This window comes from Ruegeria sp. YTSA108 (genome assembly GCF_059610185.1).
This window is the reverse complement of record NZ_JBXWND010000012.1, coordinates 37,712-61,857: the sequence shown is the minus strand read 5'-3', so window position 1 is coordinate 61,857 and position 24,146 is coordinate 37,712. Positions and strand designations below refer to the sequence as shown.

27 protein-coding genes and 1 pseudogene are annotated in these 24,146 nt (G+C 56.7%); 16 read left to right on the top strand and 12 right to left on the bottom strand.

Translation table 11 applies throughout. From position 1 onward, the window contains the following. Positions 1–120: 120 nt before the first annotated feature. Entirely contained in the window at positions 121–2,553 is a 2,433-nt protein-coding gene (hrpB, locus tag AC2FHW_RS16005; protein ID WP_496822219.1) for an ATP-dependent helicase HrpB, read from the bottom strand. Between the two features lie 153 nt (positions 2,554–2,706). Here hrpB and meaB point away from each other — a divergent pair, with 153 nt between their 5' ends. From meaB to AC2FHW_RS15980, 5 genes are all read left to right on the top strand, one after another. Then, on the top strand, positions 2,707–3,684 hold the full coding sequence (meaB, locus tag AC2FHW_RS16000; protein WP_142638208.1) for a methylmalonyl Co-A mutase-associated GTPase MeaB: 978 nt from the start codon (positions 2,707–2,709) through the stop codon (positions 3,682–3,684). Positions 3,685–3,833: 149 nt separating this feature from the next. Continuing rightward, entirely contained in the window at positions 3,834–4,973 is a 1,140-nt protein-coding gene (locus AC2FHW_RS15995) for a Hint domain-containing protein (protein ID WP_271950405.1), read from the top strand. Between the two features lie 169 nt (positions 4,974–5,142). Next, entirely contained in the window at positions 5,143–5,430 is a 288-nt protein-coding gene (rpmB, locus tag AC2FHW_RS15990) for a 50S ribosomal protein L28 (RefSeq protein ID WP_142638086.1), read from the top strand. A 408-nt stretch (positions 5,431–5,838) separates the two neighbouring features. Further along, on the top strand, positions 5,839–6,189 hold the full coding sequence (locus AC2FHW_RS15985) for a hypothetical protein (protein ID WP_496752237.1): 351 nt from the start codon (positions 5,839–5,841) through the stop codon (positions 6,187–6,189). 42 nt (positions 6,190–6,231) lie between these two features. Further along, positions 6,232–6,696: a copper chaperone PCu(A)C gene (locus AC2FHW_RS15980; protein ID WP_142638090.1), complete on the top strand. Its 465-nt coding sequence runs from the start codon at positions 6,232–6,234 to the stop codon at positions 6,694–6,696. A gap of 81 nt (positions 6,697–6,777) precedes the next feature. On the opposite strand, the gene AC2FHW_RS15975 is transcribed toward AC2FHW_RS15980, so the two are convergent. Together AC2FHW_RS15975 and AC2FHW_RS15970 are read right to left on the bottom strand one after the other, a co-directional pair. Further along, positions 6,778–7,386 carry an HdeD family acid-resistance protein gene (locus tag AC2FHW_RS15975; protein ID WP_142638092.1) on the bottom strand — a complete coding sequence of 203 codons (609 nt, stop codon included), beginning with the start codon at positions 7,384–7,386 and terminating at the stop codon, positions 6,778–6,780. Between the two features lie 54 nt (positions 7,387–7,440). Beyond that, on the bottom strand, positions 7,441–8,136 hold the full coding sequence (locus AC2FHW_RS15970; RefSeq protein WP_271950400.1) for an NAD-dependent deacylase: 696 nt from the start codon (positions 8,134–8,136) through the stop codon (positions 7,441–7,443). A gap of 28 nt (positions 8,137–8,164) precedes the next feature. On the opposite strand from AC2FHW_RS15970, the gene AC2FHW_RS15965 reads away from it, so the two are divergent. Continuing rightward, positions 8,165–8,608 carry a low molecular weight protein-tyrosine-phosphatase gene (locus AC2FHW_RS15965; protein WP_142638096.1) on the top strand — a complete coding sequence of 148 codons (444 nt, stop codon included), beginning with the start codon at positions 8,165–8,167 and terminating at the stop codon, positions 8,606–8,608. Between the two features lie 67 nt (positions 8,609–8,675). Here AC2FHW_RS15965 and AC2FHW_RS15960 read toward each other — a convergent pair whose 3' ends face one another. From AC2FHW_RS15960 to AC2FHW_RS15950, 3 genes are all read right to left on the bottom strand, one after another. Then, positions 8,676–9,602, bottom strand: a complete 927-nt coding sequence (locus tag AC2FHW_RS15960) for a DMT family transporter (protein WP_271950397.1) — start codon at positions 9,600–9,602, stop codon at positions 8,676–8,678. 159 nt (positions 9,603–9,761) lie between these two features. Next, the gene (locus tag AC2FHW_RS15955; RefSeq protein WP_142638210.1) at positions 9,762–10,703 is read right to left on the bottom strand and encodes a LysR family transcriptional regulator; all 942 of its coding nucleotides are present in this window, start codon (positions 10,701–10,703) and stop codon (positions 9,762–9,764) included. Positions 10,704–10,769: 66 nt separating this feature from the next. Continuing rightward, positions 10,770–11,081: a hypothetical protein gene (locus AC2FHW_RS15950; protein ID WP_142638101.1), complete on the bottom strand. Its 312-nt coding sequence runs from the start codon at positions 11,079–11,081 to the stop codon at positions 10,770–10,772. Between the two features lie 175 nt (positions 11,082–11,256). Between AC2FHW_RS15950 and AC2FHW_RS15945 the strand changes: the two are divergent. From AC2FHW_RS15945 to AC2FHW_RS15935, 3 genes and pseudogenes are all read left to right on the top strand, one after another. Further along, positions 11,257–11,880 (top strand): annotated as a pseudogene (locus tag AC2FHW_RS15945) (RNA ligase family protein). Between the two features lie 86 nt (positions 11,881–11,966). After that, on the top strand, positions 11,967–13,766 hold the full coding sequence (lepA, locus tag AC2FHW_RS15940) for a translation elongation factor 4 (RefSeq protein WP_142638105.1): 1,800 nt from the start codon (positions 11,967–11,969) through the stop codon (positions 13,764–13,766). 125 nt (positions 13,767–13,891) lie between these two features. Continuing rightward, on the top strand, positions 13,892–14,923 hold the full coding sequence (locus AC2FHW_RS15935; protein WP_496822217.1) for a hypothetical protein: 1,032 nt from the start codon (positions 13,892–13,894) through the stop codon (positions 14,921–14,923). Positions 14,924–14,946: 23 nt separating this feature from the next. Here AC2FHW_RS15935 and AC2FHW_RS15930 read toward each other — a convergent pair whose 3' ends face one another. Beyond that, positions 14,947–15,081, bottom strand: a complete 135-nt coding sequence (locus AC2FHW_RS15930; RefSeq protein ID WP_496822215.1) for a hypothetical protein — start codon at positions 15,079–15,081, stop codon at positions 14,947–14,949. A gap of 215 nt (positions 15,082–15,296) precedes the next feature. On the opposite strand from AC2FHW_RS15930, the gene AC2FHW_RS15925 reads away from it, so the two are divergent. Then, the gene (locus AC2FHW_RS15925; protein ID WP_142638109.1) at positions 15,297–15,476 is read left to right on the top strand and encodes a CTP synthetase; all 180 of its coding nucleotides are present in this window, start codon (positions 15,297–15,299) and stop codon (positions 15,474–15,476) included. A gap of 90 nt (positions 15,477–15,566) precedes the next feature. Further along, entirely contained in the window at positions 15,567–15,887 is a 321-nt protein-coding gene (locus AC2FHW_RS15920) for a hypothetical protein (protein ID WP_142638110.1), read from the top strand. Positions 15,888–17,181: 1,294 nt separating this feature from the next. Here the strand turns inward: AC2FHW_RS15920 and AC2FHW_RS15915 are convergent. The 4 genes from AC2FHW_RS15915 to AC2FHW_RS15900 all read right to left on the bottom strand — a co-directional run bounded on the left by AC2FHW_RS15915 (position 17,182) and on the right by AC2FHW_RS15900 (position 19,415). Further along, the gene (locus AC2FHW_RS15915; RefSeq protein ID WP_142638111.1) at positions 17,182–17,319 is read right to left on the bottom strand and encodes an entericidin A/B family lipoprotein; all 138 of its coding nucleotides are present in this window, start codon (positions 17,317–17,319) and stop codon (positions 17,182–17,184) included. Between the two features lie 76 nt (positions 17,320–17,395). Further along, positions 17,396–18,190, bottom strand: coding sequence for a metal ABC transporter permease (locus AC2FHW_RS15910; protein WP_496822213.1), 795 nt, complete (start codon positions 18,188–18,190; stop codon positions 17,396–17,398). Then, the gene (locus AC2FHW_RS15905; RefSeq protein WP_496822212.1) at positions 18,190–18,939 is read right to left on the bottom strand and encodes a metal ABC transporter ATP-binding protein; all 750 of its coding nucleotides are present in this window, start codon (positions 18,937–18,939) and stop codon (positions 18,190–18,192) included. Before AC2FHW_RS15905 ends, AC2FHW_RS15910 begins: the two co-directional genes overlap by 1 nt. Beyond that, positions 18,936–19,415, bottom strand: a complete 480-nt coding sequence (locus tag AC2FHW_RS15900; protein WP_142638114.1) for a Fur family transcriptional regulator — start codon at positions 19,413–19,415, stop codon at positions 18,936–18,938. Before AC2FHW_RS15900 ends, AC2FHW_RS15905 begins: the two co-directional genes overlap by 4 nt. Positions 19,416–19,508: 93 nt before the next feature. Here AC2FHW_RS15900 and AC2FHW_RS15895 point away from each other — a divergent pair, with 93 nt between their 5' ends. Beyond that, complete coding sequence (locus AC2FHW_RS15895) at positions 19,509–20,519, top strand: zinc ABC transporter substrate-binding protein (protein ID WP_496822210.1); 1,011 nt, start codon at positions 19,509–19,511, stop codon at positions 20,517–20,519. Positions 20,520–20,542: 23 nt separating this feature from the next. On the opposite strand, the gene AC2FHW_RS15890 is transcribed toward AC2FHW_RS15895, so the two are convergent. Next, the gene (locus AC2FHW_RS15890; RefSeq protein WP_142638116.1) at positions 20,543–20,878 is read right to left on the bottom strand and encodes an ArsR/SmtB family transcription factor; all 336 of its coding nucleotides are present in this window, start codon (positions 20,876–20,878) and stop codon (positions 20,543–20,545) included. Between the two features lie 320 nt (positions 20,879–21,198). Here AC2FHW_RS15890 and AC2FHW_RS15885 point away from each other — a divergent pair, with 320 nt between their 5' ends. From AC2FHW_RS15885 to AC2FHW_RS15870, 4 genes are all read left to right on the top strand, one after another. Next, positions 21,199–21,831: an ATP-dependent Clp protease proteolytic subunit gene (locus tag AC2FHW_RS15885; RefSeq protein ID WP_142638117.1), complete on the top strand. Its 633-nt coding sequence runs from the start codon at positions 21,199–21,201 to the stop codon at positions 21,829–21,831. A 132-nt stretch (positions 21,832–21,963) separates the two neighbouring features. After that, positions 21,964–23,229: an ATP-dependent Clp protease ATP-binding subunit ClpX gene (gene clpX / locus AC2FHW_RS15880; protein ID WP_496678359.1), complete on the top strand. Its 1,266-nt coding sequence runs from the start codon at positions 21,964–21,966 to the stop codon at positions 23,227–23,229. A 66-nt stretch (positions 23,230–23,295) separates the two neighbouring features. Beyond that, positions 23,296–23,670, top strand: a complete 375-nt coding sequence (locus AC2FHW_RS15875; protein WP_271950381.1) for a Rid family hydrolase — start codon at positions 23,296–23,298, stop codon at positions 23,668–23,670. Positions 23,671–23,749: 79 nt separating this feature from the next. Further along, positions 23,750–24,133, top strand: a complete 384-nt coding sequence (locus AC2FHW_RS15870; RefSeq protein WP_271950379.1) for an NADH:ubiquinone oxidoreductase subunit NDUFA12 — start codon at positions 23,750–23,752, stop codon at positions 24,131–24,133. Positions 24,134–24,146: the final 13 nt, after the last annotated feature.

The following is a 24,146-nucleotide window of genomic DNA, read 5'->3' as shown; positions in this document are numbered from 1 at the left end:
GGGTTTTACCTGAGCAGCCCACATAGCAATGAAACAGATAATCTTCAATGAACGCCCGGAATCACCATGCTTTCCGCATCTTCATGCCAAGAATTCTCGACGAAAATTCCCGACGGCCGCCTAATTACGACGTTTTGCGCGCAAGGTGGGGTCGGCCTTGGTCGGATCTTCGGGCCAAGGGTGTCTGGGATATTGCGCGCGCATATCTTTGCGCACATCCGCGTATGACCCAGCCCAGAAACCGGGCAAGTCGCGCGTGATCTGGATGGGTCGTTGGGCCGGTGAAAGAAGCGTGATCTTGAGGGCCTCACCGCCAATGACCGGATGGCGCGTGACGCCAAACAGTTCCTGCAGCCGCACCGAGATTTCCGGTACTGCACCGCCATAATCTATCGGCACCTTTCGCCCGAGAGGAGTTTCAAACGACCCTGGAGCGCGCCGGTCCAGTTCCTGCGTCTGGGCCCAGTCCAGTCGGGCGCGCAACGCTGGCAAAAGGTCGAAACGTTTCCAGTCTTCAGCATTGCGGACGCCGGAAAGCATCGGCAACAGCCAGTCTTGCAGCGTGTCGGTCAACCCCTCGATCGAGAAATCAGGCAGCTCTGCGCCTTCGGTCCGGACCAGTTCCACCCGTGCCGCCAATCGCGCAGCGGCCCCGTTCAGTCGCAGGCCAAGATCACGGACGCCATCCAGCATCGCCAATGCAACTGCTTCGTCCGGAACCTCTTTCCAAACACGATCACTCAACGTGATTGCGCCGAGCCGTTCTTGTTTGCGCGCAACGACACGGCGGTCACGTTTTGACCAGTCGCAGACCTCGATCCAGGTGATCTGATCCTCGAACAGGTCACGAATTTCCTTTTCCGAGATCTGTGCGGCCATGCGCACCTTTGCTTCGCGGGGGTTGCCATCGGTATCGGTCACAACCAGATAAGGCGCGGTGGCCAGCGTATCGCTGCCATCCAGCACAACACCCTTCCCTCCTGACAACACATAACGCGGCTCATCCCCTTTGCGCCGTTGTCCAATGCGATCGGGATAGGCGAGTGCGGCTGTTGCCGCTGGGCTGAAGTCGGATGGGGTGCCTTTGGATCGCAGTCGCTTGGCCTCGGTCGTTATCCGTTCCAACGCACCAATGTTGACCTGCCAGACACGGTTACACTGAAAGGCGCGCACATCCCGTATGGCTTCGAGCCGGAGCAGCATATCCACCGGCGCACCGCGCAGAGGGTCGCGTTCGGCCATCAGGGCGGCCAAGGGCGCAGCGCCGGGGCCTGCCTGTTCCAGCATATGCCCCAGTCGCGGGTGCAGAGGTAACGCAGCCAGTGACCGCCCGTGGTCGGTGATCCGCCCCTTTCCATCCAGCGCGCCCAGCATTGTCAGCAACGTGCGGGCCTCTGCCATCGTGCCCTCTGGTGGAGGGGTCAGGAAAGACAGTTCTTCGGGGTCCGCCCCCCAAAGTGCCAGTTCCAGCGCCAGCCCGGTCAGGTCGGTTGCCTCGATCTCGGCCGGGGGATAGGCGGCCAGCGCGCCTTCTTCGCCCTTCGACCATAAGCGATAGCACTTGCCTTCGGCGACACGACCAGCGCGGCCAGCGCGCTGCGTTGCCTCGGCGCGCGTCACCCGCTCGGTCACTAGTCTGGACATACCCGAACCCGGATCGAAACGCGCCCGCCGAGCCTGTCCCATGTCCAAGACCACGCGAATGTCTGGAATGGTCAACGAGGTTTCGGCAATGGACGTAGCCAAAACCACTTTGCGACCGGTTTCGACCGGTGCAATCGCTTGGCGCTGGGCAGCAAAAGGCATCGCGCCGAATAGTGGTCGCACCGTAGCTTTGCTGGATAACCGGCCAGCCAAGGCGGCCTCTGCCCGGCGGATTTCGCCTTCTCCGGGCAGGAACACCAACATCCCACCTTCTGTTTCGCGCTCGGCCTGAACCACAAGATCGACCAATGCGTCCAGCTTTCGCGCCTGTTGTCCTAGCGGTCGGTCCAGCCAACGTGTTTCGACCGGGTAGCTGCGCCCTTGGGACGTCACAACGGGGGCCTCCATCAACCGTCCCACAGGCTCAGCGTCTAGCGTTGCCGACATTGCCAGCAGGATCAGATCGTCCCGCAATGCCCCGGCGACCTCAAGGCACAAAGCCAGGCCGAGATCCGCGTTCAGGGAACGTTCATGGAATTCATCGAAAATCACCGCACCAATGCCGGGCAGATCGGGTTTGACTTGCAGCATCCGGGTCAGGATACCTTCGGTGACGACCTCGATCCGGGTCGATTTCGATACCTTCGCCTCGCCTCGCACGCGATAACCAACTGTGTCGCCCACGCGCTGTCCCAGCGTATCGGCCATGCGCTCAGCAGCAGCCCGGGCCGCCAGGCGGCGTGGTTCCAGCATCACGATCTTGCCATCGCATAGCCCCGCCTCGAGTATCGCCAGCGGCACTCGTGTTGTTTTCCCCGCGCCCGGAGGTGCCTGCAGCACTGCGCGGCCCGAAGCCTTTAGGGCGGCAAGAAGGTCAGGAATGGCGTCGTCGATGGGCAGGCGTATCATGCGGGCTTTATCCGCCAACGGTACGACAAGGTCCAGTTCCGTCTCTTATGCCCGGAAAGCGTATATCCCAGAGGTAAATTCTTGTGCGCTCTGGTCTGGACAAACCCCTCATTGGGACGGCAACTAGAACTGCCGCAACTGATTGGGGGCGAAATGGAACTGGACAGCCTGAGTGACAGGATTTTGAACGGAGACCGGCGCGCGCTGGCCCGTGGCATCACGCTGGTGGAAAGCGGTCGCGCCGATCATCGTGCGCAGGCGACGGAACTGCTGACCAGATTGACCAAAGAAGGCCGCCAGGCCCTGCGGATCGGATTGTCAGGAACGCCCGGCGTCGGCAAGTCCACGTTCATCGAAAGCTTTGGTATGATGCTGACAGGGCAGGGGCTGCGCGTTGCGGTTCTTGCGGTTGATCCCAGCTCGACTCGGTCGGGCGGGTCCATTCTGGGGGACAAGACCCGGATGGAACGCCTGAGCCGCGAGAAAAACGCCTTTATCCGTCCATCACCCAGCCAGTCGCACCTGGGCGGTGTTGCCCGCCGCACACGTGAGGCCATCGCTTTATGTGAGGCCGCAGGGTTCGATGTTGTTTTGATCGAAACGGTTGGTGTCGGGCAATCCGAGACGGTTGTCTCCGAGTTGTCGGATCTGTTTATGCTGTTGCTTGCCCCGGCGGGCGGTGACGAACTGCAAGGCGTCAAGCGCGGTATCATGGAAATGGCCGACATGATCTTGGTCAACAAGGCGGATGGTGACCTGAAATCTGCCGCCACTCGCACCTGCGCCGACTATTCCGGGGCGCTGCGTCTGTTGCGTAAACGACCCCAGGACCCGGAAGGGTTTCCCAAGGCGATGACTGTCTCAGCGGTCGAGGAACATGGGCTGGCTCAAGCCTGGGAGGAGATGCAGTCCCTCAGCAAATGGCGCCGTGAAAATGGCCACTGGGAGGTCAACCGCGCCACGCAAGCACAATATTGGTTCGAACAAGAGGTTCGGTCTGCCCTTCTGGCGCGTCTGGCGACTCCACAAGCGCGCTCGGAAATGGAGCGTCTGGGCTCGCAGGTCAGCACTGGTCAGCTCAGTCCGTCGGTTGCGGCGGAACATATGTTGTCTGCTTTAGTCGCTGGCTAAGTCCTTATTCAAGCCTTTGATCTCATTCTCTTTCTGATTTCGGATCGGTGGGTTATCGCCCATAGGTTGCAAGTTGACCCAAACTTGATGCAAACTCAGGTTAAGGCCGCGCATCTGTCGCCAGGCCGGATATGCGGGAACCGTCAGCTATGCCCGATATTACTGGGACCAACGGCAACGACGATATCGACGTTAACAATGACACGGGGACCCTGAACGGTTCACCGGCTGGAACTCCGATTGATAATATCCGCGGCCTGGGTGGCGACGACGACGTCGACATCAATAACAGCACGATTACCGGGAATGTCATCGGCAATGCCGGCTCCGACACGATCACCGTCACCAGCAGCACCATTGGTGGCAGGATTGCCAGCGGGTCGGATGACGACACTGTCGATATCAGTGGCTCGAGTGTTGGAAACATCCGGCTGGGGAGCGGCAACGATACCCTGAATTTCACCAGCACCAGCGTTAGTGGCGATTTGCGGGGTGGTGGCGGGACCGACACGTTGAACTTGCCTGTGGGTACCGTCATCACCGATACCAATTTTGGCGTCATTAACGTCGTAGATGGCGTAGGCTATACCCTGTCCAGCGGGACATTCACCCTACCATCCGGTATCACGGTCACATATTCTGCCTTTGAGAACGGAAGTGGCGTTCCTTGTTTTACCCGTGACACGCACATCCTGACGCAGGACGGCATGAAAGCAATCCAAGCGCTGCGGATCGGGGACATGGTCCCGACCATGGGGTGCGACCCTCAGCCTATACGCTGGATCGGTCGTCGACAGTTTGACCGCGCCGCCTTGCTGGTAAATCCCAGGCTCTTGCCGGTACGAATCCTTGCAGGTGCGCTGGGCGAGGGTTTGCCGCATCGCAATCTTCTGGTCTCACGCCAGCACAGGATGCTGGTGCAGTCCAGAATCGCGGAACGCATGTTCGGCACCACCGAAGTTCTGATTCCGGCGATCAAACTGACCGCACTGCCGGGAATCTATATCGATGAGGCCGTGCAATCGGTTGAGTATTTTCACCTGCTATTTGATCGCCATCATGTCATCTTTGCCGAAGATGCCCCAACCGAAAGCCTGTTCACCGGAGTCGAGGCCCTGAAATCCCTCGGATCGGAGGCGCGGCAAGAAATTTTCGAAATCTTTCCGGAACTGATCGAAAATCATGGTGAAAACCCGGCCCGGTTCATACCATGTGGACGCCAACAGTCCCACCTGATCCAGCGGCATTTGAAGAACAACAAACCCTTGCTTCAACGCAATGGCGCCTAGGTCTTATAGAGTTTAAGATGGGTGCAAAGATTTCGCACGGCCCGTCTTGACCCTTCCTGTGATTCCCACTAAACGCATCCAACCAGTTTTCGGGCGCGACTTCGGGTTGCGCCCCTTGTGATTTGGCCACGGGTCCTGTACCCAGCCCGCAGATACAAAGGAAGAAACCATGTCGCGCCGTTGCGAACTGACCGGAAAAGGCCCGATGACTGGCAACAATGTCAGCCACGCCAAAAACAGAACTCGTCGTCGTTTTCTGCCCAACCTGAACGACGTAACCCTGCAGTCGGAAACCCTGGGTCGTGGCGTCAAGCTGCGTATCTCGGCCGCTGCCCTGCGTTCAGTTGACCACCGTGGTGGTCTGGATGCGTTCCTGGCCAAAGCCAAGGATGACGAGCTGTCCACCAACGCACTGAAAGTGAAAAAAGAAATCGCCAAGGCTCAAGCTGCGGTCTAAACGTTCTTTTTCATCAAAGATTTCGACCCTGTACCCGAACGGTGCAGGGTCTTTTCTTTTGCCTGATTGAGTTTAGACGATTTCGCCGTCAGAGCGTGATCTTGTTCACATACAGTGTTCTGATGTTTGAATATGTTTGTTCATATTCTATTGGCGGAGTTCGATCTCATGTCTTTCAAATCCTTTGATTCCCTCTCCCTGTTGGCGGCCTTTTTTGGCAAGACATTTGGGACATGTGTGCGGATGCAGCGTCAGGTGAACAGGTTGCATACCAGCCTGACAAAAGGGTCTGTCAAACGTCCCGGAATGGACAACTGAGCTCGTACTGACCAAAAATGACCCGAGGGCTTCTTGCGCATTCGATTGTGCTTGAAGCCCTTTTTGTCTCGGGCATATACCGAAGGCAGGATGAAACACTTTCGGAACAGATTTCTATCATTTGCCCTGTCGCTGCTGGTCATTCTGACTGGTCAGGGGGTGGCTGCTTCGCGTGGCGTTGATACCGCAGTCGGGCAGATGGTGCTGTGTACTGGTGTTGGTCCTGTTGTGATCTATATGGATGCCGAGGGGCAACCGGCGAAGCCCCCGCATTTCTGCCCCGACTATGCGCTGACGTTGCTGGGTGCTATCGCTGTCGTTTCACATGTGCTGCCCGATGCACCATGTTATGCCGGGCCATCTTTAGAGCGCGGCGACAGGAGCCTAATAGCAGCGCCCGTTCCGTTTCAGCCCGCCCGCGCGCCACCTGCAAGAGCCTGATTAAATTTAACTTTTTCAGACACTTGACATAGGAGAGGCGCAATGTCCCTCACTTCCAAACTTTTGGCAACCCTGGCTGCGGCCGCATTTGCCACCACTGCAATGGCGCAGGAAACCATCACACTAGAAGATGCCTATGCGCGCTCCGCCGGCAAAACGGCGAAAGCGGGCGCGGCCTTTATGGTGATTCAGAACACGGGCGAGGCGGATGACCGTCTTGTTCGTGCGGAATCGGAGGCGGCTGCACGGGTTGAGCTGCACACGCATCTGATCGATGCCAACGGCGTGGCGCAGATGACCCATGTCGAAGAGGGGTTCGTCATCCCTGCCGGTGGTGCGCATGCGCTCAAGCGTGGGGGCGATCACGTGATGTTCATGGGATTGGTTGCTCCGTTTGAACATGGTGCAACTGTGCCTGTGACGCTGGTTTTTGAAAAAGCCGGTGAGGTTGAGATCGACGTGCCGGTTGATCTGGAACGAAAAGACATGGGCGCCCACTCGAACTAAGGTCACGTCAACCTTCAAGCCGCTATGCGGCCGTCATCCACGCGTCAGGCCGGGCTTTGCCCGGCCTGTTTGCCTATCGCTTCAACGGTTAACAACCCGCATCGAAACGCGGTCATGCGCCCGTTTGAAGCGCACTGCCAGAAAGAACATCACGGCGGCGAAAGCCAGAGCGGAAAAGGCAATGGCCCACCCCAGTGCGACCATGCCACTGCCGGGCCAGAACAACAGCACCAACCCAATGATCAGCGCAATGATCCCCGAGTTTCGCACCGTCACGGCATCCGGGTTGTTGCTGGGTATCTGCCGCCATGCCAGCAACGAACCGATGCCGACGATCAGCGCCCAAGCACCCAGCAGGAAAAACGTCAGCCGCGCAACACCCTCGGGCCAGATCAACAGGACAAGTCCGATCAACAGTGCCCCGATGCCGACGCCGCCGATCAATCCGCGCCGTCCAAAGCCCAGTAGGGTCAGGCCGCCATCTAGAACCAAAAGCAGGCCGACCAGTCGCAACAGCAAAGAGATACTGCCCGTTGGCCAAAACAGCGCGGCGATCCCCAATGCTCCGGCCAGACATCCGCGCAACAGGAAGGTCCACCACAGATTTGCCAGTTGGTCGCCAAATGTATCGCGGCCCTCCATACTGGAATCGTCCAGGATTTCTTCGCGCGTGTGGTGGGGGTCGGTCATGGGAGCCTCTTATTTCGATTGTCGTATCAATAATTTTGGTGCCGGTCTGGCGGGCTAAGATTCGCGCAGCAGCTTTTGAACCCAGCGTGGCACGGTTTCGGATGCAGGGCCAAGTATCACCTGATCGAAACTCGAGGCGCCGGATGACGGATCCAGGTTCAACTCGACGGTTCGTGCGCCTGACATTGTCGCCTCGTGCACAAATGCTGCGGCGGGGTAGACCTGACCCGAGGTGCCGATTGAAGCGAAGATTGCAGCATTGGCCAGGTGATCGTAGATCAGGTCCATAAAATAGGGCATCTCACCGAACCATACAACATCGGGTCGGGCGGTTGGGCCACCGCAGGCGGGGCAGGGTTCACCCACCGACATCTCGGGCGGGGCGACCCAGCGGTGATCGCAGGTGGTGCATAAGGCCCCAGCGAGGGTGCCGTGCATATGGATCACATTCTCGGATCCTGCGGCTTCGTGGAGGCCGTCGACATTCTGGGTCACGATGATAACCTCGCCGGGCCAGTTGCGTTGCAGATGGGTCAGCGCGGTATGGGCCGGATTGGGTTGCGCCTGTGCAGCCTGCACACGGCGCGCGTTGTAGAACTTTTGCACCACCGCCGGATTGCGGGCAAAGCCATCGGGCGTGGCGACATCCTCGATCCTGTGCTGCGCCCACAGACCTCCTTCGTCGCGGAATGTGCCCAGCCCGCTTTCGGCGGAAATCCCGGCACCGGTCAGAATGACGATCTTTTCCATTTCCGCCTCACGCGTTACACCCGGTTGTATGACACACCGTATCCTTTTCGTCTGTTTGGGCAATATCTGCCGGTCTCCGGCCGCCGAAGGTGCCTTTCGCGCCCGTGCGCCGCATCATGCCACCGACAGCGCCGGAACCTCTGGCTGGCACATCGGAGACCCGCCTTATGGCCCAATGCAGCAGGCTGCTCATGCCCGTAGTATCGACATCAGCGATCTGCGCGCGCGCAAATTCGTGGCCGAAGATTTTGACCGCTTTGATCTGATCATCGGAATGGATGCAGAGAACCTTACCAATATCGAAAACTTGCGTCCCCGTGGCAACAAAACTCCGGTTCGCTTGCTGACTGATTTCGCTACTGAGACAGGCGCGGATCATGTGCCCGATCCGTATTACACCCGTGATTTCGAGGGCACGCTGGATTTGATCGAAAAGGCCGTCGCAGGTCTTGACGCACATCTGAGGGCTTAGTTGTAGATGCTTTGATGTCTTCGACATTCAGGTGTAAAATCAATCGACGCCTGCATCGGGGCCAAGCTCACCTGTTTGGTTCTTTCGCAATCACAGTGGATAAGGTGCGTGTCGTCCGGCTTCTGGTGATTGCAATCGCACCCAAAACCAAAGCGCAGGCTACGGCCTGTGGTGTTGTGATTGCTTCGCCAAAGGCAAGAAAGCCCACAGCAAACATCGTCGGCAATTCAATGCTGCCGACGACCGCAGTTTGAGAAGCGCCGATCAACGGCGAGCAGATCGTATAAATGAGCTGTGGCACAAGCGCTGTGACCAGGCCAATTCCGACGATCAAAATCCAGTCGGAATGCCCCTGCGGGAGCAACTTGGCAACATCGGCGTTCAACATCAGCGGCAACAGCCCGAGAACCGATCCCAAGGAAACCGAAGCAATGCGCGCAAGCGGTGCGATGCGGGACAACCTGTGAACCAAGACACATATTCCGAAGCCGAACCCGATTGGGGCTGCTAGCGACATCAGAAGCGTTGGTATGTGCTGTATAGGAACGGATGCGGGCGATCCTGCAATGAGTGCCGCCAACGTAATGAGGCCCGAGGCGAACAATGCGCGCCTTGTGGGAGTATCGGCGAACAAAGCCCAGGCAATGATCAGCGTGAAAACCGGATAGGTCATATAGAGAACGCCCACAGTCGATGCGGGTAATGTCTCCAGCGCCGTCACATATCCAATCCATCCAAGGCCCATTACAGCGCCTGCCGAAAGCCCCCAAGCAATCTCGCGCCAAGCGTTTCGGTGTATAATAAGAACAGGCAGCAGCAGAATTGCCGTAACGATGTAGCGATAGAACGCGACGGCATAAGGCGCGACGCCTTGCTCGGTCAGCCCTCGGCTAAAAAAGGGAACCAACCCGAAACAAATTGAGGCGAAAAGAACGCCCGCAACCGCAAGCGGATAGGGAATAGTTGGTCTCGTCTGTGTTGATATCGTTGCCATTCCAATTTGCTATCACAGGTTTGCGATTGCTGTAGCAGAGATTCGTCGAGCGGTTGCTTCGGTTCGCAAAGCTAACCCTAGTTCAGTTCTGTATGAAGATGGTGGCAGAAACACACGGCGCGTTGGTAATTATGCTTCCAATATCTGCGGTGCCCTACACTAACTCATCACCTTCAACTGCCCGCCCAGCCACGGCACCTGCGCGACTGCCGGATCAACAATCTGGGTCCGCATCAGCCGTCGGATCATGTCTGCAACCTCTTTGGGTACTTGGTCCGACCAGTCAGAGCGGGTGAACAGCGAAATTGTGCGGGCGAAGTCACCGAACGGGACCGGATGCGCCTCCATCCCGTCATGAAACCGGGTCGCACGCATATATCCCAGTGGTGTTGTGATCGCCCAGCCAAGCCCCTGTGCGACCATTGCCATCAGCGCCTGGTGCGAGCCGATTTCAAACCGTTCCTCGAACTCCATTTGCTGGCGCGCCAGATGCGCCTCGATCTGGCGGCTGATCAGCTGATCTCGGGCGTATCGCAGAAAGGGCAGGTCCTGTATTGAATTCCCCACACCCTTTGGGGTCACCAGAATGAAAGGGTCCTGAACCAGAGGGTATTCAATCACACCCTTCAGGACCTCTCCGGAATGCGCGGATACAGCCATATGCAGCCTCTGCGCCTCTAGCTCGGCGAACAGGTTTAGGCTGGGCAACGTGATCAGTTTGAATTTCGACCGGGTCAGGCTGTCGGCCAGCAAAGTCGCCAGCCGCGGGGTCAGATCGTTGTCGAAATCGTCTATCAAACCGATGGAGAGGGTGGTCAGATGCCCCAGATCCATCACGGTCAGTTCGCTTTGGGCCATTTGCAGTTCGGCCAGCACGACCTCGGCCCGCGCCAGAAAGCTGCGGCCGGCTTGCGTTAAACGCATTGGTCGTCGCCCGTGATCGACCAGATCAGTGCCCAATGCCTTTTCCAGATTGCGCAACTGCTGAGAAACCGACGGCTGGCTGAGCCCCGTGATCTCGGCGGCCTGTGCCACCGATCCTGTCCGCGCCAAAGCCTCGAACACCTCAAGGCCCCGCAGGGTCAGCCCTTTCATTACCATCTGATACACCTTTCGCTGCGCCATATCTGAGGTGCAGTGCGCATCAGGTCAAGCAGCGTGACCGGCTTAGTTGCAGATTGCCTGCGCCATCTGGCCAAAGTTCTTATACCGATCCCACAGCGCATCATCGCGCGAAGTCTGCGACATCTTCAACTCCTGCGCCTGATGGGGGTCGGTGAACCACTTGGCGACGGTCTTCTGATCACCACGCGTCAACGCCTGATCCGCGACGCGCTGAATGCAGCTGCACCGCGCCCGCGTCGCCGCCGACCGATCAGACGCCAGACACGCCCGTTTGATCTGCGCAGCCTCGCTGGGTGCCGGAGCCATCGCCGTCAGCGATGCCGCACAAAATGCGATTAGGAGGAACTGTTTCATGCTCTTGCCTCGTTTTTGCCTGCCCGGACGGGTCTGATGCCCCTCTTGGTCTGTGGCGGAGTATGAATCAAAGTGGATTTCGGATCAATCATGTGCTGCGAAAAAGTGATTGCGCACATAATTGATGTCGCGTTTTCTGGCCTGACTTCGCTTAGAACTATATCGTGAGACCAAAATGCTAAAGAAATACGGGCGTACATTCCACTTGCCGCAATCTCCCGGTGCTACAAGCGATGACAAGATCATGTCGAGTGTTGATGAGTTGGCATCAGCGGACGAAGTCGTCTTTACCGAAAAGATGGACGGCGAGAATACGACAATTCACAGCCAAGGCTGCCACCCTCGCAGCATCGACGCAAGATATCACCCGTCGCGAGACTGGGTGAAGGCTTTCGCAGCTGGTATCGCACCGCAACTTACTTAGGATGAGCGCATTGTTGGCGAATATCTATTCGCACGTCATTCCATCGCGTATTTGGAATTGCCGACTTATTTTTTGGGATTCGCGTGGATCAAAGCTGGCGTCGTTCAGCCATGGGATGCGACGCTGTCACGCTTTACAAAACTTGGAATCAGCCCTGTTTCCGAACTGTATCGGGGACGGCTCTCAGCTCAGGTCGTCGCTGATGTAATTGCAGCCCTAGATCTAGACACACAAGAGGGGTTTGTCGTTCGCACAACAGCAGCATTCGAGGAAGAAAACATGCCCACTCATCTCGCGAAGTACGTACGTGAAGGTCATGTGCAAAGTGAGACGCATTGGATGAATGCTGAACTGGTTAGAAATGGGCTGGTCTGATCGGATCGAAGCCTAGCAACTAAAGGGTTTCGTCGGGTCTCGTCCTACCTTGACCGCAGCCCATTTCCGACGCATATCCCCAACCCATGACAGACCTCGCTCACATCCGCAATTTCTCCATCGTCGCGCATATCGACCATGGCAAATCCACCCTTGCTGACCGGCTCATCCAAGAGACCGGTACGGTCAAGGATCGTGACATGAAGGAACAGCTGCTCGACAGCATGGATATCGAGCGCGAGCGCGGCATCACCATCAAGGCCAACACGGTCCGCATCGACTATACCGCTGACAATGGCGAGCAGTACGTGCTGAACCTGATCGACACCCCCGGCCACGTGGACTTTGCCTATGAGGTCAGCCGGTCGATGCGCGCGGTCGAAGGCTCGCTGCTGGTTGTGGACTCGACCCAAGGGGTCGAGGCGCAGACGCTGGCCAACGTGTATCAAGCCATCGACGCCGATCATGACATCGTGCCGGTGTTGAACAAGATCGACCTGCCTGCGTCCGATTGCGACCGCGTGGCCGAACAGATCGAGGATGTGATCGGCATCGACGCGTCTGAGGCGATTCAGGTCAGCGCCAAGACCGGGCAGGGCATCCATGAGACGTTGGAGGCCATCGTCACCCATCTGCCGGCCCCCAAGGGTAATCTGGATGCACCGCTCAAGGCGATGCTGGTCGATAGCTGGTACGACGCCTATCTCGGCGTCATCGTTCTTGTCCGCATCATGGACGGCACCCTGAAAAAGGGCATGCGCGTCAAGTTCATGTCGAACAACACCCTGCACCATGTCGACCGCGTCGGCGTTTTCCGGCCTGAGATGGAGATGGTCGACAGCCTCGGCCCCGGTGAGATCGGCTTTCTCACAGCCTCGATCAAACAGGTCCGCGACACCCGCGTCGGTGACACGATCACCAATGACCGCAATGGCGCAGAAATCGCGCTGGACGGCTTTAAACCCGCGCAGCCGGTGGTGTTCTGTGGCCTCTTCCCCGTCGACAGTTCCGAATTCGAAGACCTGCGCGACGCGATCGACAAACTGGCGCTGAATGACGCCAGCTTCAGCTTTGAAATGGAAACCTCTGCCGCGCTGGGCTTTGGCTTCCGTTGCGGCTTCCTTGGCCTGCTGCACCTTGAGGTCATTCGCGACCGGATTGAGCGCGAGTATGATATCGAGCTGATCACCACCGCGCCTTCGGTGATCTATCACGTCTTCATGAAAGACGGCGAAATGATCGAGCTGCACAACCCCGCCGACATGCCCGACCCCTCAAAGGTCGACCATATCGAAGAGCCGCGCATCAAGGCGACCATCCTTGTGCCGGACGAATTCCTGGGCGACGTGCTGAAACTGTGCCAGGACCGCCGTGGCATCCAGATGGACCTGACCTATGCGGGCAGCCGCGCGATGGTCGTCTATGACCTGCCGCTGAATGAGGTCGTCTTTGACTTCTACGACCGCCTGAAATCGGTGACCAAAGGCTATGCCTCGTTTGACTATCAGATGACCGGCTATACCGAAGACGCGCTGGTCAAGATGTCGGTGCTGGTGAATGACGAGCCGGTCGACGCGCTGTCGACCATGGTTCACCGTGACCGGGCCGAGATGCGGGGCCGGGCGATGTGCGAAAAGCTCAAGGACCTGATCCCGCGCCACATGTTCAAAATCCCGATCCAGGCCGCCATCGGAGGCAAGGTCATCGCCCGCGAGACCCTCTCGGCGCTGCGCAAGGACGTGACCGCCAAATGCTACGGAGGCGACGCCACGCGGAAACGCAAACTGCTGGATAAGCAGAAGGCGGGTAAGAAGAAGATGCGCCAGTTCGGGAAGGTCGATATCCCTCAGGAGGCGTTTATTAGCGCCTTAAAAATGGACAGCTAAAAGCTGGCCATTTTTAAGGCGGGTGGGCGAAAGCGGTTGGCGCAGCCAACTGCGTGCCCACGCAGAGTAGCATTTTTATATTTTGGATTTTGGATGAAACGATAAAAAGAAAGCGCTCTTCTAAAATGGATAGTGACACCCAAATTGTATTTATTGTTGGAGCTGGGGCGAGTTACGAATTCGGGCTTCCCGTCGGCGAAACCTTGAAAAAACGAATCTCTAAGAGTTCAAAGCCGGACAACTTTTCTAGAGGTGCAAGGCTCGTAGGCGGCGACAATAACCTTAGAGAGGCTGTTTGGAGAATAGGTGCCGAGCATAAAGAGGCAGATATTGATTTTGAACTGCAGCAGGTTTCGAATGGCGTGCTGTTGTTTCCTTCAATCGACAATTACCTTCATGTTCATGCGTCTAACCAAGTCCGTGTCAAACTCGGAAAAGTACTGATCGCTAGGGAGCTTCTCGCCGCAGAACAACAGTCAAAGCTATTTTTTGAGCCCCAGAATACATACGAGCGCTTTAGTTTCGCAAAAACTTCTCAGACGTGGCTCGGGGCGTTGTTTAGCGCGCTGTGCACGGTTGGAAGTATTGAGGGTTTGGCAGACAAGCTAAAGAGAACAACATTTGTTTCCTTTAACTATGATAGAGTAATTTATCGCTTCTTCTTCTTAGCTGTTCAAACTGCGTTTGATCTTACGGGTGATGAGGCCCAAAAGTTCTGCGATGAAAACTTGAGAGTTCTCCATCCGTATGGTTCTCTTGGTGAGCTTCATCCCAGCCTCTCAAAATCCGGCTACGGGCAGCTTAGTCATGTTCAGGACATTTTGAACGCTGCATCATCTCTCCGCGTATTTACGGAAGGTGGCGATGAAGATGTGCGTGCAAGAGTACACGAGCGTTTGGTTGAAGCTAACTCGATTTTCTTTTTAGGGTTCTCATTCCTCGGGCTGAACATGGATTACCTAAAGCCGGAGAAGGGGGTTGATTGTGAGTTTTTTGGAACGAATATGGGCGTCTCTGAGTACAATGACGACATAGCTAGAAAGCACATTGCAACTTGGGTTCGGCGCGGTCCGGGACACTACCGGATGCAGGATTTTGACTTTCATGACATGGGTTGTTCAAATTTGATCAATGATCATTCAGGTTTCTTCGAATAGATTCAAGATATTACGCGAAATATTCAACCCACGCGCCCGGCGACACCGCCGGGCCGCGCCGACCCGCCCCCGTCAAACCGAGGTTTGCCTCCGGCAAAACGGGCGGCGCGTTTGCGCCTCCCCTCGGGTCGGTCGCGGCCTTCACTTCTGTTGATCATCCGTAGCGCTGCGTGGGACGCCGCAGGGCTCCGCCCGTTCGGGCCTGACGGCTCCGCCCGTTCGAAAGTGAAACCATCCCCCGGATGTTTTCCGGGGAGCTTTCTCACTCCACTGGACGAATTCCAAGACGCCGCTCACCCTGACCCAGATCAAAGACCGCAGGCGTGCTCGATCCTAGGATCAGCGGAACCTGAGTCCCTGATATGAGGCCCCCATGCTTCCCCTGATGTTGATCGTACATATCTTCCTTGGTTCCACCTTTGCCGGGTCCGCTGTCATTGCGGTTCTGTCGATGGGGTATACGACGCTATACCCTATCCTGATCGCTGCCGGAGCTGGCTTTATTGCGGCGTTTCCGGTTTCGTATCTGGTGACCCGAAAGATCGCGGGATAAGGCCTGTTCGACCCATTGTGACCAACCTCACAGCCGCATCCCGGCTGGCCTGCTAGAGTTTACCCTGCGGAACCCTAGCAGGAGGCGCAGATGTCCACATCCATGATCCCCTTCATTGCCCTCGGGTCAGCGGGTCTCTATTCTGTTGCCATGGTCGCGATGAAGTTCTGGTGGAAAATCCCAGGCCTGGGGCTTGGCCTGCTGATCGTCGCGACCCTGCTGGCCGGGGCGACGCTCGAACTCGCCGCGCTGCGCGACGAACGGTTGGGCATAATCTATACTGGCATTCTGGGGGCCGAGGTCGTTCTGATCGCCATCGCCTCATTCTTTCTGTTTGGCGAAAACTTCTCGCATCGCGAAGTGTTTGGCATTTCCCTGGTCGTGATCGGCACCGCGCTGGCCTGGGCCTAAGCGCGACAATCTGGTTAGGCTTTTTTAAAGCCTTCATGAAGCTTCCTTTAGGTAAGTTGCAACCGGCCCTCAGCCACCCAATCTGTATAAAAGGCCAGCGAAAGGCCCAGCACAGGAGGTGAGCCAGTGACAGCAAATTCAACTATCGAAGCGGTAAATGCCCCTTCATTTAGGTTGGCTGCGTGGGCTGGCGCAAGATCCTTGGGCTGTATGTAATTTTGAATTTGCGTAGCCTGCGCGATCGAACGAGTTCCGGGCTCGTCTCTGGTCTCCAGGTGAACTGAAGCGTCTCTGGTCCGGTTGGAATTTAGGGGGTACTGGCTGCGAATTGCCGCAGCGCTTAGTAGGTAACCCAACCGGGTCGGAGCGCTTCTCAAATTCAGAACAGGCTTTCAGCGCAAAATGCGGGCAGGTGGCCCTGATTGGTCAGAAAATGCCTCGGTCCTCGGAGGCCGTGGCCAAAGAGCGACCCGTTCAAGGCGGGTTTGATTCGAAATATCAGGGATCGGATCGGCGCAATCGCTCACCAAAACCCCCAGAAGGGTCGTGCAGCCCGTTTGCGCCTGCAGAAAGAGTCCAAAATCCCGGGCCAAGCACGCAATTTCACTTGTCCAATCGCAACTCTGCGCAAGAACGTAAAATCTAGAGTTATCCACATCACTCTCCAGCGAGATATCAACAGTTTATCCCCGACTATTTTTTATGCTGCAGTGCTATTTTCTTGCCCGATTATGACCGCGATGTAACAGTCAGGTTACCGCAGAGGTTCTTAGGATCCTGGGTGGGACGCAAAGGCCAAGGGGGTCGCTGCGGTAAAGGGAAATCTTAGGATTTTTTTCTACTGCAAAGACTTACCGGTGCGTGATCCGCTGATTTGGGCGTCAAGTTTGAAACAGGTGATCAAGCTCTCAGAAGGTTAATGCGTGCTGTGCGGGGCCCTCGGGCTCTGTTCAGCGGCTGTGGCCCCTTAGGGGGACAAAGCAACTGGATCGGGACGTCCCTCGGGCGTGTCGAACCGGTAAGGCGTCAGGGGTGTCCTTTGGGCACGTGCAAAGACCGCGTCTGCGCACCTGACGCCTTTTCCTTTTTCCGGGCCCCGGATTCATACAGGCAGCGATTTAATTCCCCCTAAAAGGGGAACGGGGTTCTTGCGTTTAAGCAAGAACCCCGTGATCGTGTCAGAAATGCAATGCCGCGTCTATGCACCTGTGTCCGCAAGGATAGCGGGTGTGGGTGCAGAGGGCAACCATATCTTGTATGTCGCCCGATCTTGATCGCTACATTCCGAAAAGAATCAGATGTTTTCCTGAACCTCGGTGGCTGCGCCCTGAATTGCGTCACCTGCTTTTTCAATATCTTTACCGGCGCCTTTAGCGGTTTCACATGCGGCGAGTGTGCAAAGGGCCAGTCCAATAAGTGCGGCTCGGATCATAGGTCTCTCCTTTTGTATAAATCCCGATTTTCGTATCAGTTTTGCTAATGGTGAACCAGAGTTTTGAACCGGCAATCTATTCTTTACGAAAAAGCGGCCCGATGGCGGCGGTTACCAGAAAGATCACAGCTGCGGCGCAGACGATGCTCGGCCCGGCCGGAGTGTCGGCAAGATACGCACCGCACAGCCCGACAAGGGCGGCAGCTGATCCGATGATGGCGGCCCCGAACGCCATATTTTCAGGTGTTTTCACCAAAGACCGCGCGCCGGCTGCCGGGATGACGAGCAGGGCGGCAATCAACAGAACCCCTACCACTTTGATTGCCACGGCAACGGCCAGAGCCATGGTCAGCGTCAGCCACATTTCCTCGCGCTTTGGGTCAATGCCCGAGGCATAGGCCATGTCCGGGTTCAGGGTGGCCACAAGCAGGGCCGACCAGCGCCAGATCATGACCGCCAGGATCAATGCGCCGCCGCCCCAAATGGTCGCCAGATCGCCCTTGGTGACGGCCAGGATGTCACCAAACAGAAAAGCATTCAGATCCAGCCGGACGTCGGACAGCAAGGCGACAGTGACCAGCCCGGCGGCCAGTGCGGTATGCGCGATAACGCCGAGCAGCGTGTCCATCGCCAGCCCCTTGCCGCGTAAAAGCGTGACGGTAAGCCCCATGGCAAGCGCAGCCGCCACTATCGACGGTAGCATCGGAAGCGAAAACGCCAGAGACAGCGCCACACCCAGAACAGCCGCGTGCGCTGTGGCCTCGCCCAGATAAGCCATCCGGCGCCATACCACAAAGCACCCCAATGGGGCCGCCGCGAGTGCAACGCCGATACCAGCCAGCGCGGCGCGGACCATAAAATCGTCTAACATCAGTTGGTTGTTTCCTGGTCGTGGTGGTGGTCATGGTCGTGCAAATGGCTGTGTTGATGTTGGTAGAGGGCCATCATGCCCTTGGTTCCGCTGCCAAACAGAGCCCGGTATTCGGGCGCGTCTGCGACGGTATGAGGTGACCCTTCACAACAGATATGCCCGTTCAGGCACAGCACCCGGTCCGAGGCCGCCATGACAACGTGCAGATCGTGACTGACCATCACGATCGCGCAACCAAGGTCGCGTCTGACCTGCTCAATGCGTTGATAGAAGGCAGCTGCACCCGGTTGGTCCAGGCCTTGCGTCGCTTCATCCAAAAGCAAGACCTGAGGATCATCAAGGAGTGCGCGCGCCAGCAGAACTCGTTGAAATTGACCGCCCGAAAGCTGGGTCATTTGCCGGTTGCGCAGATCCGGGACGCCCGCTCGTTCTAGTGCATCCAGCGCTTTGCGGGCCGAGATCCGTTTGGGTAAGCCCAGGAAACGTTGCACGGTCATCGGTAAAGCGGCGTCCAAAGCCAGTTTTTGCGGGACATAACCGATGCGCAGGCCGGGTGCGCGGCTTACCTGGCCTTCTGATGGGGTAATGGCCCCAATGATCGCCCGTAAAAGAGTCGACTTACCAGATCCGTTGGGCCCCACAATGGTCACGATCTCTGCTTCGGAAACTGCCGCATTCACATGTTCAAGGATCGTGCGGCCGTCGATCCGAATGGACATGTTTTTCAATGAAATAACGGGGGTATTCATGCCGCCGACCCTACACATTCGGGACATAGGCCCTCGGCCTCGACCACTACTCGTTCGATTTGAAACCCCGAGGTGTTCGCCGCAGCGCCCAATCGGCCCTGTGTCAGCTCGGTTTCCGTTTCAGCCACCGCTTTGCAGGACCTGCAGATCAGAAACGCGGGGACATGGTCATGGGTCGGGTGGGCGCAGGCTGTATAGGCATTCAGTTGCTCGATACGATGCACGAACCCGTTTTGCACAAGGAAATCCAGTGCACGATACGCGACCGGAGGTTGCGACCCGAGCCCTTCTGCAGCTAGCACAGCCAGAATGTCATATGCGCCCATTGCCCGGTGCTTTTCCAACAGGATCTCAAGAACACGGCGTCGGACAGTGGTGAATTGCAGGCGCTTTGTTCTGCACTTGTTTTCGGCCTGAGACAGCGCAGTGTGAACGCAGTGGGCGTGATCGTGTTGTCTGAATCCAACGGTGCTCATGACGGGGCTCCAATGATTTTGAACTTGATATGTAATAACGTCCGGATTAACAAGCACCCAACGAATGTAATAACATATCAATTTGGAGGGAAAATGTTCCGATCTACACTATATGTGTGCTCACTTGCGTTTGCGGGCCAGGCAATCGCCGAGGCGCCAAGCGTGGCCGTCGATATTGCGCCTGTCCATTCGCTGGTCGCCCGGGTGATGGACGGCGTGGGTGAGCCCAGCTTGATCATTCCACCCGGCGCGTCTCCGCATGATCACGCGATGCGGCCTTCTGAGGCGCGGTCTTTGCAATCCGCCGAGATCGTATTCTGGACTGGAGAAGAGCTGACCCCTTGGCTGGTTAAACCCTTGGGCGCGCTGTCGCCGGATGCGCTGCATGTCTCTTTGTTGGATGCGGATGGAACAATTCTCTATGAATTCCGGGATGCGACCGATCATGATGACCATGATGACCATGATGACCGTGCGGATCATGATGGCCACGACGATCACGCGGATCACGACGATCATGCGGGTCATGACGATCACGACGACCATGCGGGCCATGCAGACGACCATGGCCATGATCACGAAGGGGTTGACCCCCACGCCTGGCTGGATCCCGAAAATGCACGTATCTGGGTTCAGGTAATTGCCGCAACGCTCTCAGAGGCGGACCCTGAAAACGCCGATGCTTATCAGCAGAACGCGGCGACCGCTGATCGGGAACTGGTTGAACTGAAAGAAAAAATTATGACAGATCTGACAGATATGCAGACGCTGTCATTCATAACGTTTCATGATGCCTATCAGTATTTCGAAAAGCGATTTGGGCTGGAGTCATCCGGCGCAGTCAGTCTTGGCGATGCGTCCTCTCCCGGGCCGGCGCGATTGGCGGCTTTGCGTGAAAAGGTTGAGCATGAAGGAATTGTTTGTGCCTTTTCCGAGCCGCAATTTGACAAAAGGCTGGTGCGGACAGCGATCGAAGGAACCGGGGCCACGATCTTTGAATTGGATCCCGTAGGCGTGAGTTTTGACACGGGAATTTCGCACTATGATAGTTTGCTAATGGCCATGTCCGCCGGCTATCAAGACTGTTCCAAAAGTAAGTCGTAAGTAGCCGGGACAGCGGATTGCTCTTATTCTTCGTTGCAAAAGAGTTCGTAGACAACCTCTAACATCCGGCGTGGCCGTTCATCGGCAAGTCTATAAAAGATCGCCTTGCCTTCGCGGCGAGGCGTCACCAACCCTTCAAGTCGCAACCGCGACAGTTGTTGCGAAACAGCGGCTTGCCGCGCCGAAAGCAGCTCTTCCAGTTCTGTTACTGACTTTTCTCCCGATACCAGGTGGCACAGGATCATGAGACGCCCTTCGTGGCTGATGGCCTTGAGAAAATTTGCAGCATGCGTTGCGTTCTCAACCATTTTGTCGAAATTTTCCGGAGATGTTTCCTGTGAAAGTTGTGGAAGGGCCATCCTCTGTTTCCTTACCAGCCCACACTTTGGGCGCCTGTTTGTGTTGCTGCCTGGAGAAGGTCGCAAGTCAGCTAGTTATGAACATTTACTCTCATATGCATGAATCAAAATGAGGTGAGGGGAAAAGGGGAACTTGTGAGAGTTCGACGCAGATTTCGACTTTGAAGAGCGTATCGCTTTAGTCACCGCTGAATATCTATTTGCATTTGCAGGGCATGAAGTTTCCTGCACCCCTTGCAGCCCCACTGTGGCGATACTAAGACTCAGGTAACAGATTTTCGGGTAGTGTCCCGATCCATAGCAAAGCAGGCAGGTTTCTTATGTTCGATCCCGTTGACACATACATGAACACGCTTGTCCCAATGGTCGTTGAGCAGACCAGCAGGGGTGAGCGCGCATATGATATCTTCTCGCGCCTTCTGAAAGAGCGGATCATCTTTATCAACGGCCCGATCCACGACGGGATGAGCCATCTTGTGGTTGCTCAGCTGCTGCACCTTGAGGCGGAGAACCCGAACAAGGAAATCTCGATCTACATCAACTCGCCGGGTGGCGTGGTCACCAGCGGTTTGTCGATTTACGACACAATGCAGTATATCAAACCGAAATGTTCCACATTGGTGATCGGTCAAGCGGCCTCGATGGGGTCGGTTCTGCTGGCCGGTGGTGAGAAGGGCATGCGCTTTTCCCTGCCGAACAGCCGCATCATGGTGCACCAGCCCAGTGGCGGATATCAGGGGCAGGCAAGCGATATCATGATCCACGCAGCTGAGACGCAAAAGCTGAAGGATCGCCTGTATGATATCTATGTACGCCATACTGGACAGACCAAAAAGGCTGTTGAAAAGGCGCTGGACCGTGACAACTTCATGAGCCCGGAAGAGGCTAAGGAATGGGGTCACATCGACGAGATCGTTGAAAACCGCGCCAAGATGAGCGGCGAAGAGGGCTAAGCCCAGACCCCTCGTGTCGCCGATACGGGGGGTATTTTGAGATTGTAGCCGCCACAGTGCTGGCCTAAGCTGCACGAACAGGCGCAAGCGCGGCCCCGCAAGGGGCATAGGATGGAGCCCGAAAGGTAGATCATGGCGACGAATTCAGGCGGTGACGGCAAAAACACGCTCTACTGCAGCTTCTGTGGCAAAAGCCAGCATGAGGTGCGTAAGCTGATTGCAGGTCCGACCGTGTTCATCTGTGATGAATGCGTCGAGCTGTGTATGGACATCATCCGCGAAGAGACGAAAGCCAACGGGCTGAAATCTTCTGACGGAGTGCCGACGCCGAAAGACATCTGCGAAGTTCTGGACGATTATGTGATCGGTCAGGCTACGGCCAAGCGGGTTCTGTCAGTGGCGGTTCACAACCACTATAAACGATTGAATCACTCTCAGAAGGCCGGCAGCGATATCGAGCTGGCCAAATCCAACATCCTGTTGATCGGCCCGACAGGCTGCGGCAAGACGTTGTTGGCGCAAACTCTGGCGCGCATTCTGGATGTGCCCTTTACCATGGCCGATGCGACCACGCTGACCGAAGCCGGTTATGTGGGCGAGGATGTCGAAAATATCATCCTCAAGTTGTTGCAGGCCAGCGAATACAATGTCGAACGTGCGCAGCGCGGCATCGTTTACATCGATGAGGTCGACAAGATCACGCGCAAATCCGAGAATCCCTCGATTACGCGCGACGTGTCGGGCGAGGGCGTGCAGCAGGCGCTGCTGAAGCTGATGGAAGGCACAGTCGCCAGTGTTCCGCCGCAAGGTGGACGCAAGCATCCGCAGCAGGAATTCCTGCAAGTGGACACGACGAATATCCTGTTCATCTGCGGTGGTGCCTTTGCGGGTCTGGATAGAATTATCGCACAGCGCGGCAAAGGCTCGGCCATGGGCTTTGGTGCCGATGTGCGGGACAATGATGACCGCGGCGTGGGTGAGATTTTCAAAGAGCTGGAGCCTGAAGACCTGCTGAAATTCGGTCTGATCCCGGAATTTGTCGGACGTCTGCCAGTTCTGGCCACGCTTGAAGATCTCGACGAGGATGCGCTGGTCACCATTCTGACCAAACCCAAGAACGCGCTGGTCAAACAGTATCAGCGTCTGTTCGAACTGGAAGATGCCGAGCTGGGCTTTACCGACGATGCGCTCAAGGCTATCGCCAAACGCGCCATTGAACGGAAGACCGGTGCACGCGGGCTGCGCTCGATCCTTGAAGACATCCTTCTGGACACGATGTTCGAATTGCCTGGCATGAAGAACGTGACCGAAGTTGTCGTCAATGAAGAGGCTGTATCCTCGGACAAGCAGCCGCTGATCATCTATGCGGATGCGGCGGAATCAGCTTCGGCCGGGTAATCACTGAATTTGAATTACAACAGATGGCGCGGTGATCCCGCGCCATTTTGTGTTTGGGAGGGCAGGATGACGATAAGGCGAATTTCCTCGGGCGGCCAATATGAGGCCAAAGTCGGCTATTGCCGGGCAGTGGTTGCAAACGGTTTTGTCTTTGTTGCCGGAACCTGCGCACAAGGCAAAATCATTCCCAATGATATCGTCGGACAGTGCAAATCCGCTCTGCAGGCGATTGAAAAGGCCTTGGATGAGGCTGGATCAAATTTGGCGCATGTGGTTCGGGTAAACTACTACCTTCCGGACATGTCGGAATTCGAACTGTGCTGGCCCTTGCTGGTTGAGGCATTTGGTGAAAACCCGCCAGCGGCGACAGTGACCGAATGCAACCTGATCACGCCAGAGGACCGCATCGAGATTGAAGTGACCGCAGTTTTGCCGGATTGATGCGCAACGTTACCCTAGCACTGGACCTTGGCGGACCTTTGGTCCATATCTGCAGAGACAAAAATGCCGGAGGCAGCCGATGGGAATCCTGAACAGTCTTTTGCGCGCCGTGACCTGGTGGAACGGGGCCACCCTGAACACCCAGATTTACACCGCGCGCAAAGGCGTGAAAGTCGGTGAAGATAATGAAGGCAATATGTTTTATCGTACCGCGGATGACAGCAGGCGTTGGGTGATCTTCAACGGCGAGGCCGAGGCCAGCAGGGTTGATCCCGATTGGCACGGTTGGTTGCACCGCACCTGGGACGAACCGCCAACCGACAAACCTCTGGCACATAAATCCTGGGAAAAACCGCATCAGGAAAACCTGACAGGAACCGCGCTTGCTTATGCACCGGCGGGGTCTTTGCGCCGCCCGGATCCGGTCGAGCGTTCGGATTATGAGGCCTGGAACCCGGAATAAGACGAGGCGAGCA

Bases quoted from the DNA above. Each gene is read 5' to 3' on its own strand.
- hrpB (WP_496822219.1), bottom strand. From the start codon at position 2,553: ATGATACGCCTGCCCATCGACGACGCCATTCCTGACCTTCTTGCCGCC.
- meaB (WP_142638208.1), top strand. From the start codon at position 2,707: ATGGAACTGGACAGCCTGAGTGACAGGATTTTGAACGGAGACCGGCGC.
- AC2FHW_RS15995 (WP_271950405.1), top strand. From the start codon at position 3,834: ATGCCCGATATTACTGGGACCAACGGCAACGACGATATCGACGTTAAC.
- rpmB (WP_142638086.1), top strand. From the start codon at position 5,143: ATGTCGCGCCGTTGCGAACTGACCGGAAAAGGCCCGATGACTGGCAAC.
- AC2FHW_RS15985 (WP_496752237.1), top strand. From the start codon at position 5,839: ATGAAACACTTTCGGAACAGATTTCTATCATTTGCCCTGTCGCTGCTG.
- AC2FHW_RS15980 (WP_142638090.1), top strand. From the start codon at position 6,232: ATGTCCCTCACTTCCAAACTTTTGGCAACCCTGGCTGCGGCCGCATTT.
- AC2FHW_RS15975 (WP_142638092.1), bottom strand. From the start codon at position 7,386: ATGACCGACCCCCACCACACGCGCGAAGAAATCCTGGACGATTCCAGT.
- AC2FHW_RS15970 (WP_271950400.1), bottom strand. From the start codon at position 8,136: ATGGAAAAGATCGTCATTCTGACCGGTGCCGGGATTTCCGCCGAAAGC.
- AC2FHW_RS15965 (WP_142638096.1), top strand. From the start codon at position 8,165: ATGACACACCGTATCCTTTTCGTCTGTTTGGGCAATATCTGCCGGTCT.
- AC2FHW_RS15960 (WP_271950397.1), bottom strand. From the start codon at position 9,602: ATGGCAACGATATCAACACAGACGAGACCAACTATTCCCTATCCGCTT.
- AC2FHW_RS15955 (WP_142638210.1), bottom strand. From the start codon at position 10,703: ATGGTAATGAAAGGGCTGACCCTGCGGGGCCTTGAGGTGTTCGAGGCT.
- AC2FHW_RS15950 (WP_142638101.1), bottom strand. From the start codon at position 11,081: ATGAAACAGTTCCTCCTAATCGCATTTTGTGCGGCATCGCTGACGGCG.
- lepA (WP_142638105.1), top strand. From the start codon at position 11,967: ATGACAGACCTCGCTCACATCCGCAATTTCTCCATCGTCGCGCATATC.
- AC2FHW_RS15935 (WP_496822217.1), top strand. From the start codon at position 13,892: ATGGATAGTGACACCCAAATTGTATTTATTGTTGGAGCTGGGGCGAGT.
- AC2FHW_RS15930 (WP_496822215.1), bottom strand. From the start codon at position 15,081: ATGATCAACAGAAGTGAAGGCCGCGACCGACCCGAGGGGAGGCGCAAA.
- AC2FHW_RS15925 (WP_142638109.1), top strand. From the start codon at position 15,297: ATGCTTCCCCTGATGTTGATCGTACATATCTTCCTTGGTTCCACCTTT.
- AC2FHW_RS15920 (WP_142638110.1), top strand. From the start codon at position 15,567: ATGTCCACATCCATGATCCCCTTCATTGCCCTCGGGTCAGCGGGTCTC.
- AC2FHW_RS15915 (WP_142638111.1), bottom strand. From the start codon at position 17,319: ATGATCCGAGCCGCACTTATTGGACTGGCCCTTTGCACACTCGCCGCA.
- AC2FHW_RS15910 (WP_496822213.1), bottom strand. From the start codon at position 18,190: ATGTTAGACGATTTTATGGTCCGCGCCGCGCTGGCTGGTATCGGCGTT.
- AC2FHW_RS15905 (WP_496822212.1), bottom strand. From the start codon at position 18,939: ATGAATACCCCCGTTATTTCATTGAAAAACATGTCCATTCGGATCGAC.
- AC2FHW_RS15900 (WP_142638114.1), bottom strand. From the start codon at position 19,415: ATGAGCACCGTTGGATTCAGACAACACGATCACGCCCACTGCGTTCAC.
- AC2FHW_RS15895 (WP_496822210.1), top strand. From the start codon at position 19,509: ATGTTCCGATCTACACTATATGTGTGCTCACTTGCGTTTGCGGGCCAG.
- AC2FHW_RS15890 (WP_142638116.1), bottom strand. From the start codon at position 20,878: ATGGCCCTTCCACAACTTTCACAGGAAACATCTCCGGAAAATTTCGAC.
- AC2FHW_RS15885 (WP_142638117.1), top strand. From the start codon at position 21,199: ATGTTCGATCCCGTTGACACATACATGAACACGCTTGTCCCAATGGTC.
- clpX (WP_496678359.1), top strand. From the start codon at position 21,964: ATGGCGACGAATTCAGGCGGTGACGGCAAAAACACGCTCTACTGCAGC.
- AC2FHW_RS15875 (WP_271950381.1), top strand. From the start codon at position 23,296: ATGACGATAAGGCGAATTTCCTCGGGCGGCCAATATGAGGCCAAAGTC.
- AC2FHW_RS15870 (WP_271950379.1), top strand. From the start codon at position 23,750: ATGGGAATCCTGAACAGTCTTTTGCGCGCCGTGACCTGGTGGAACGGG.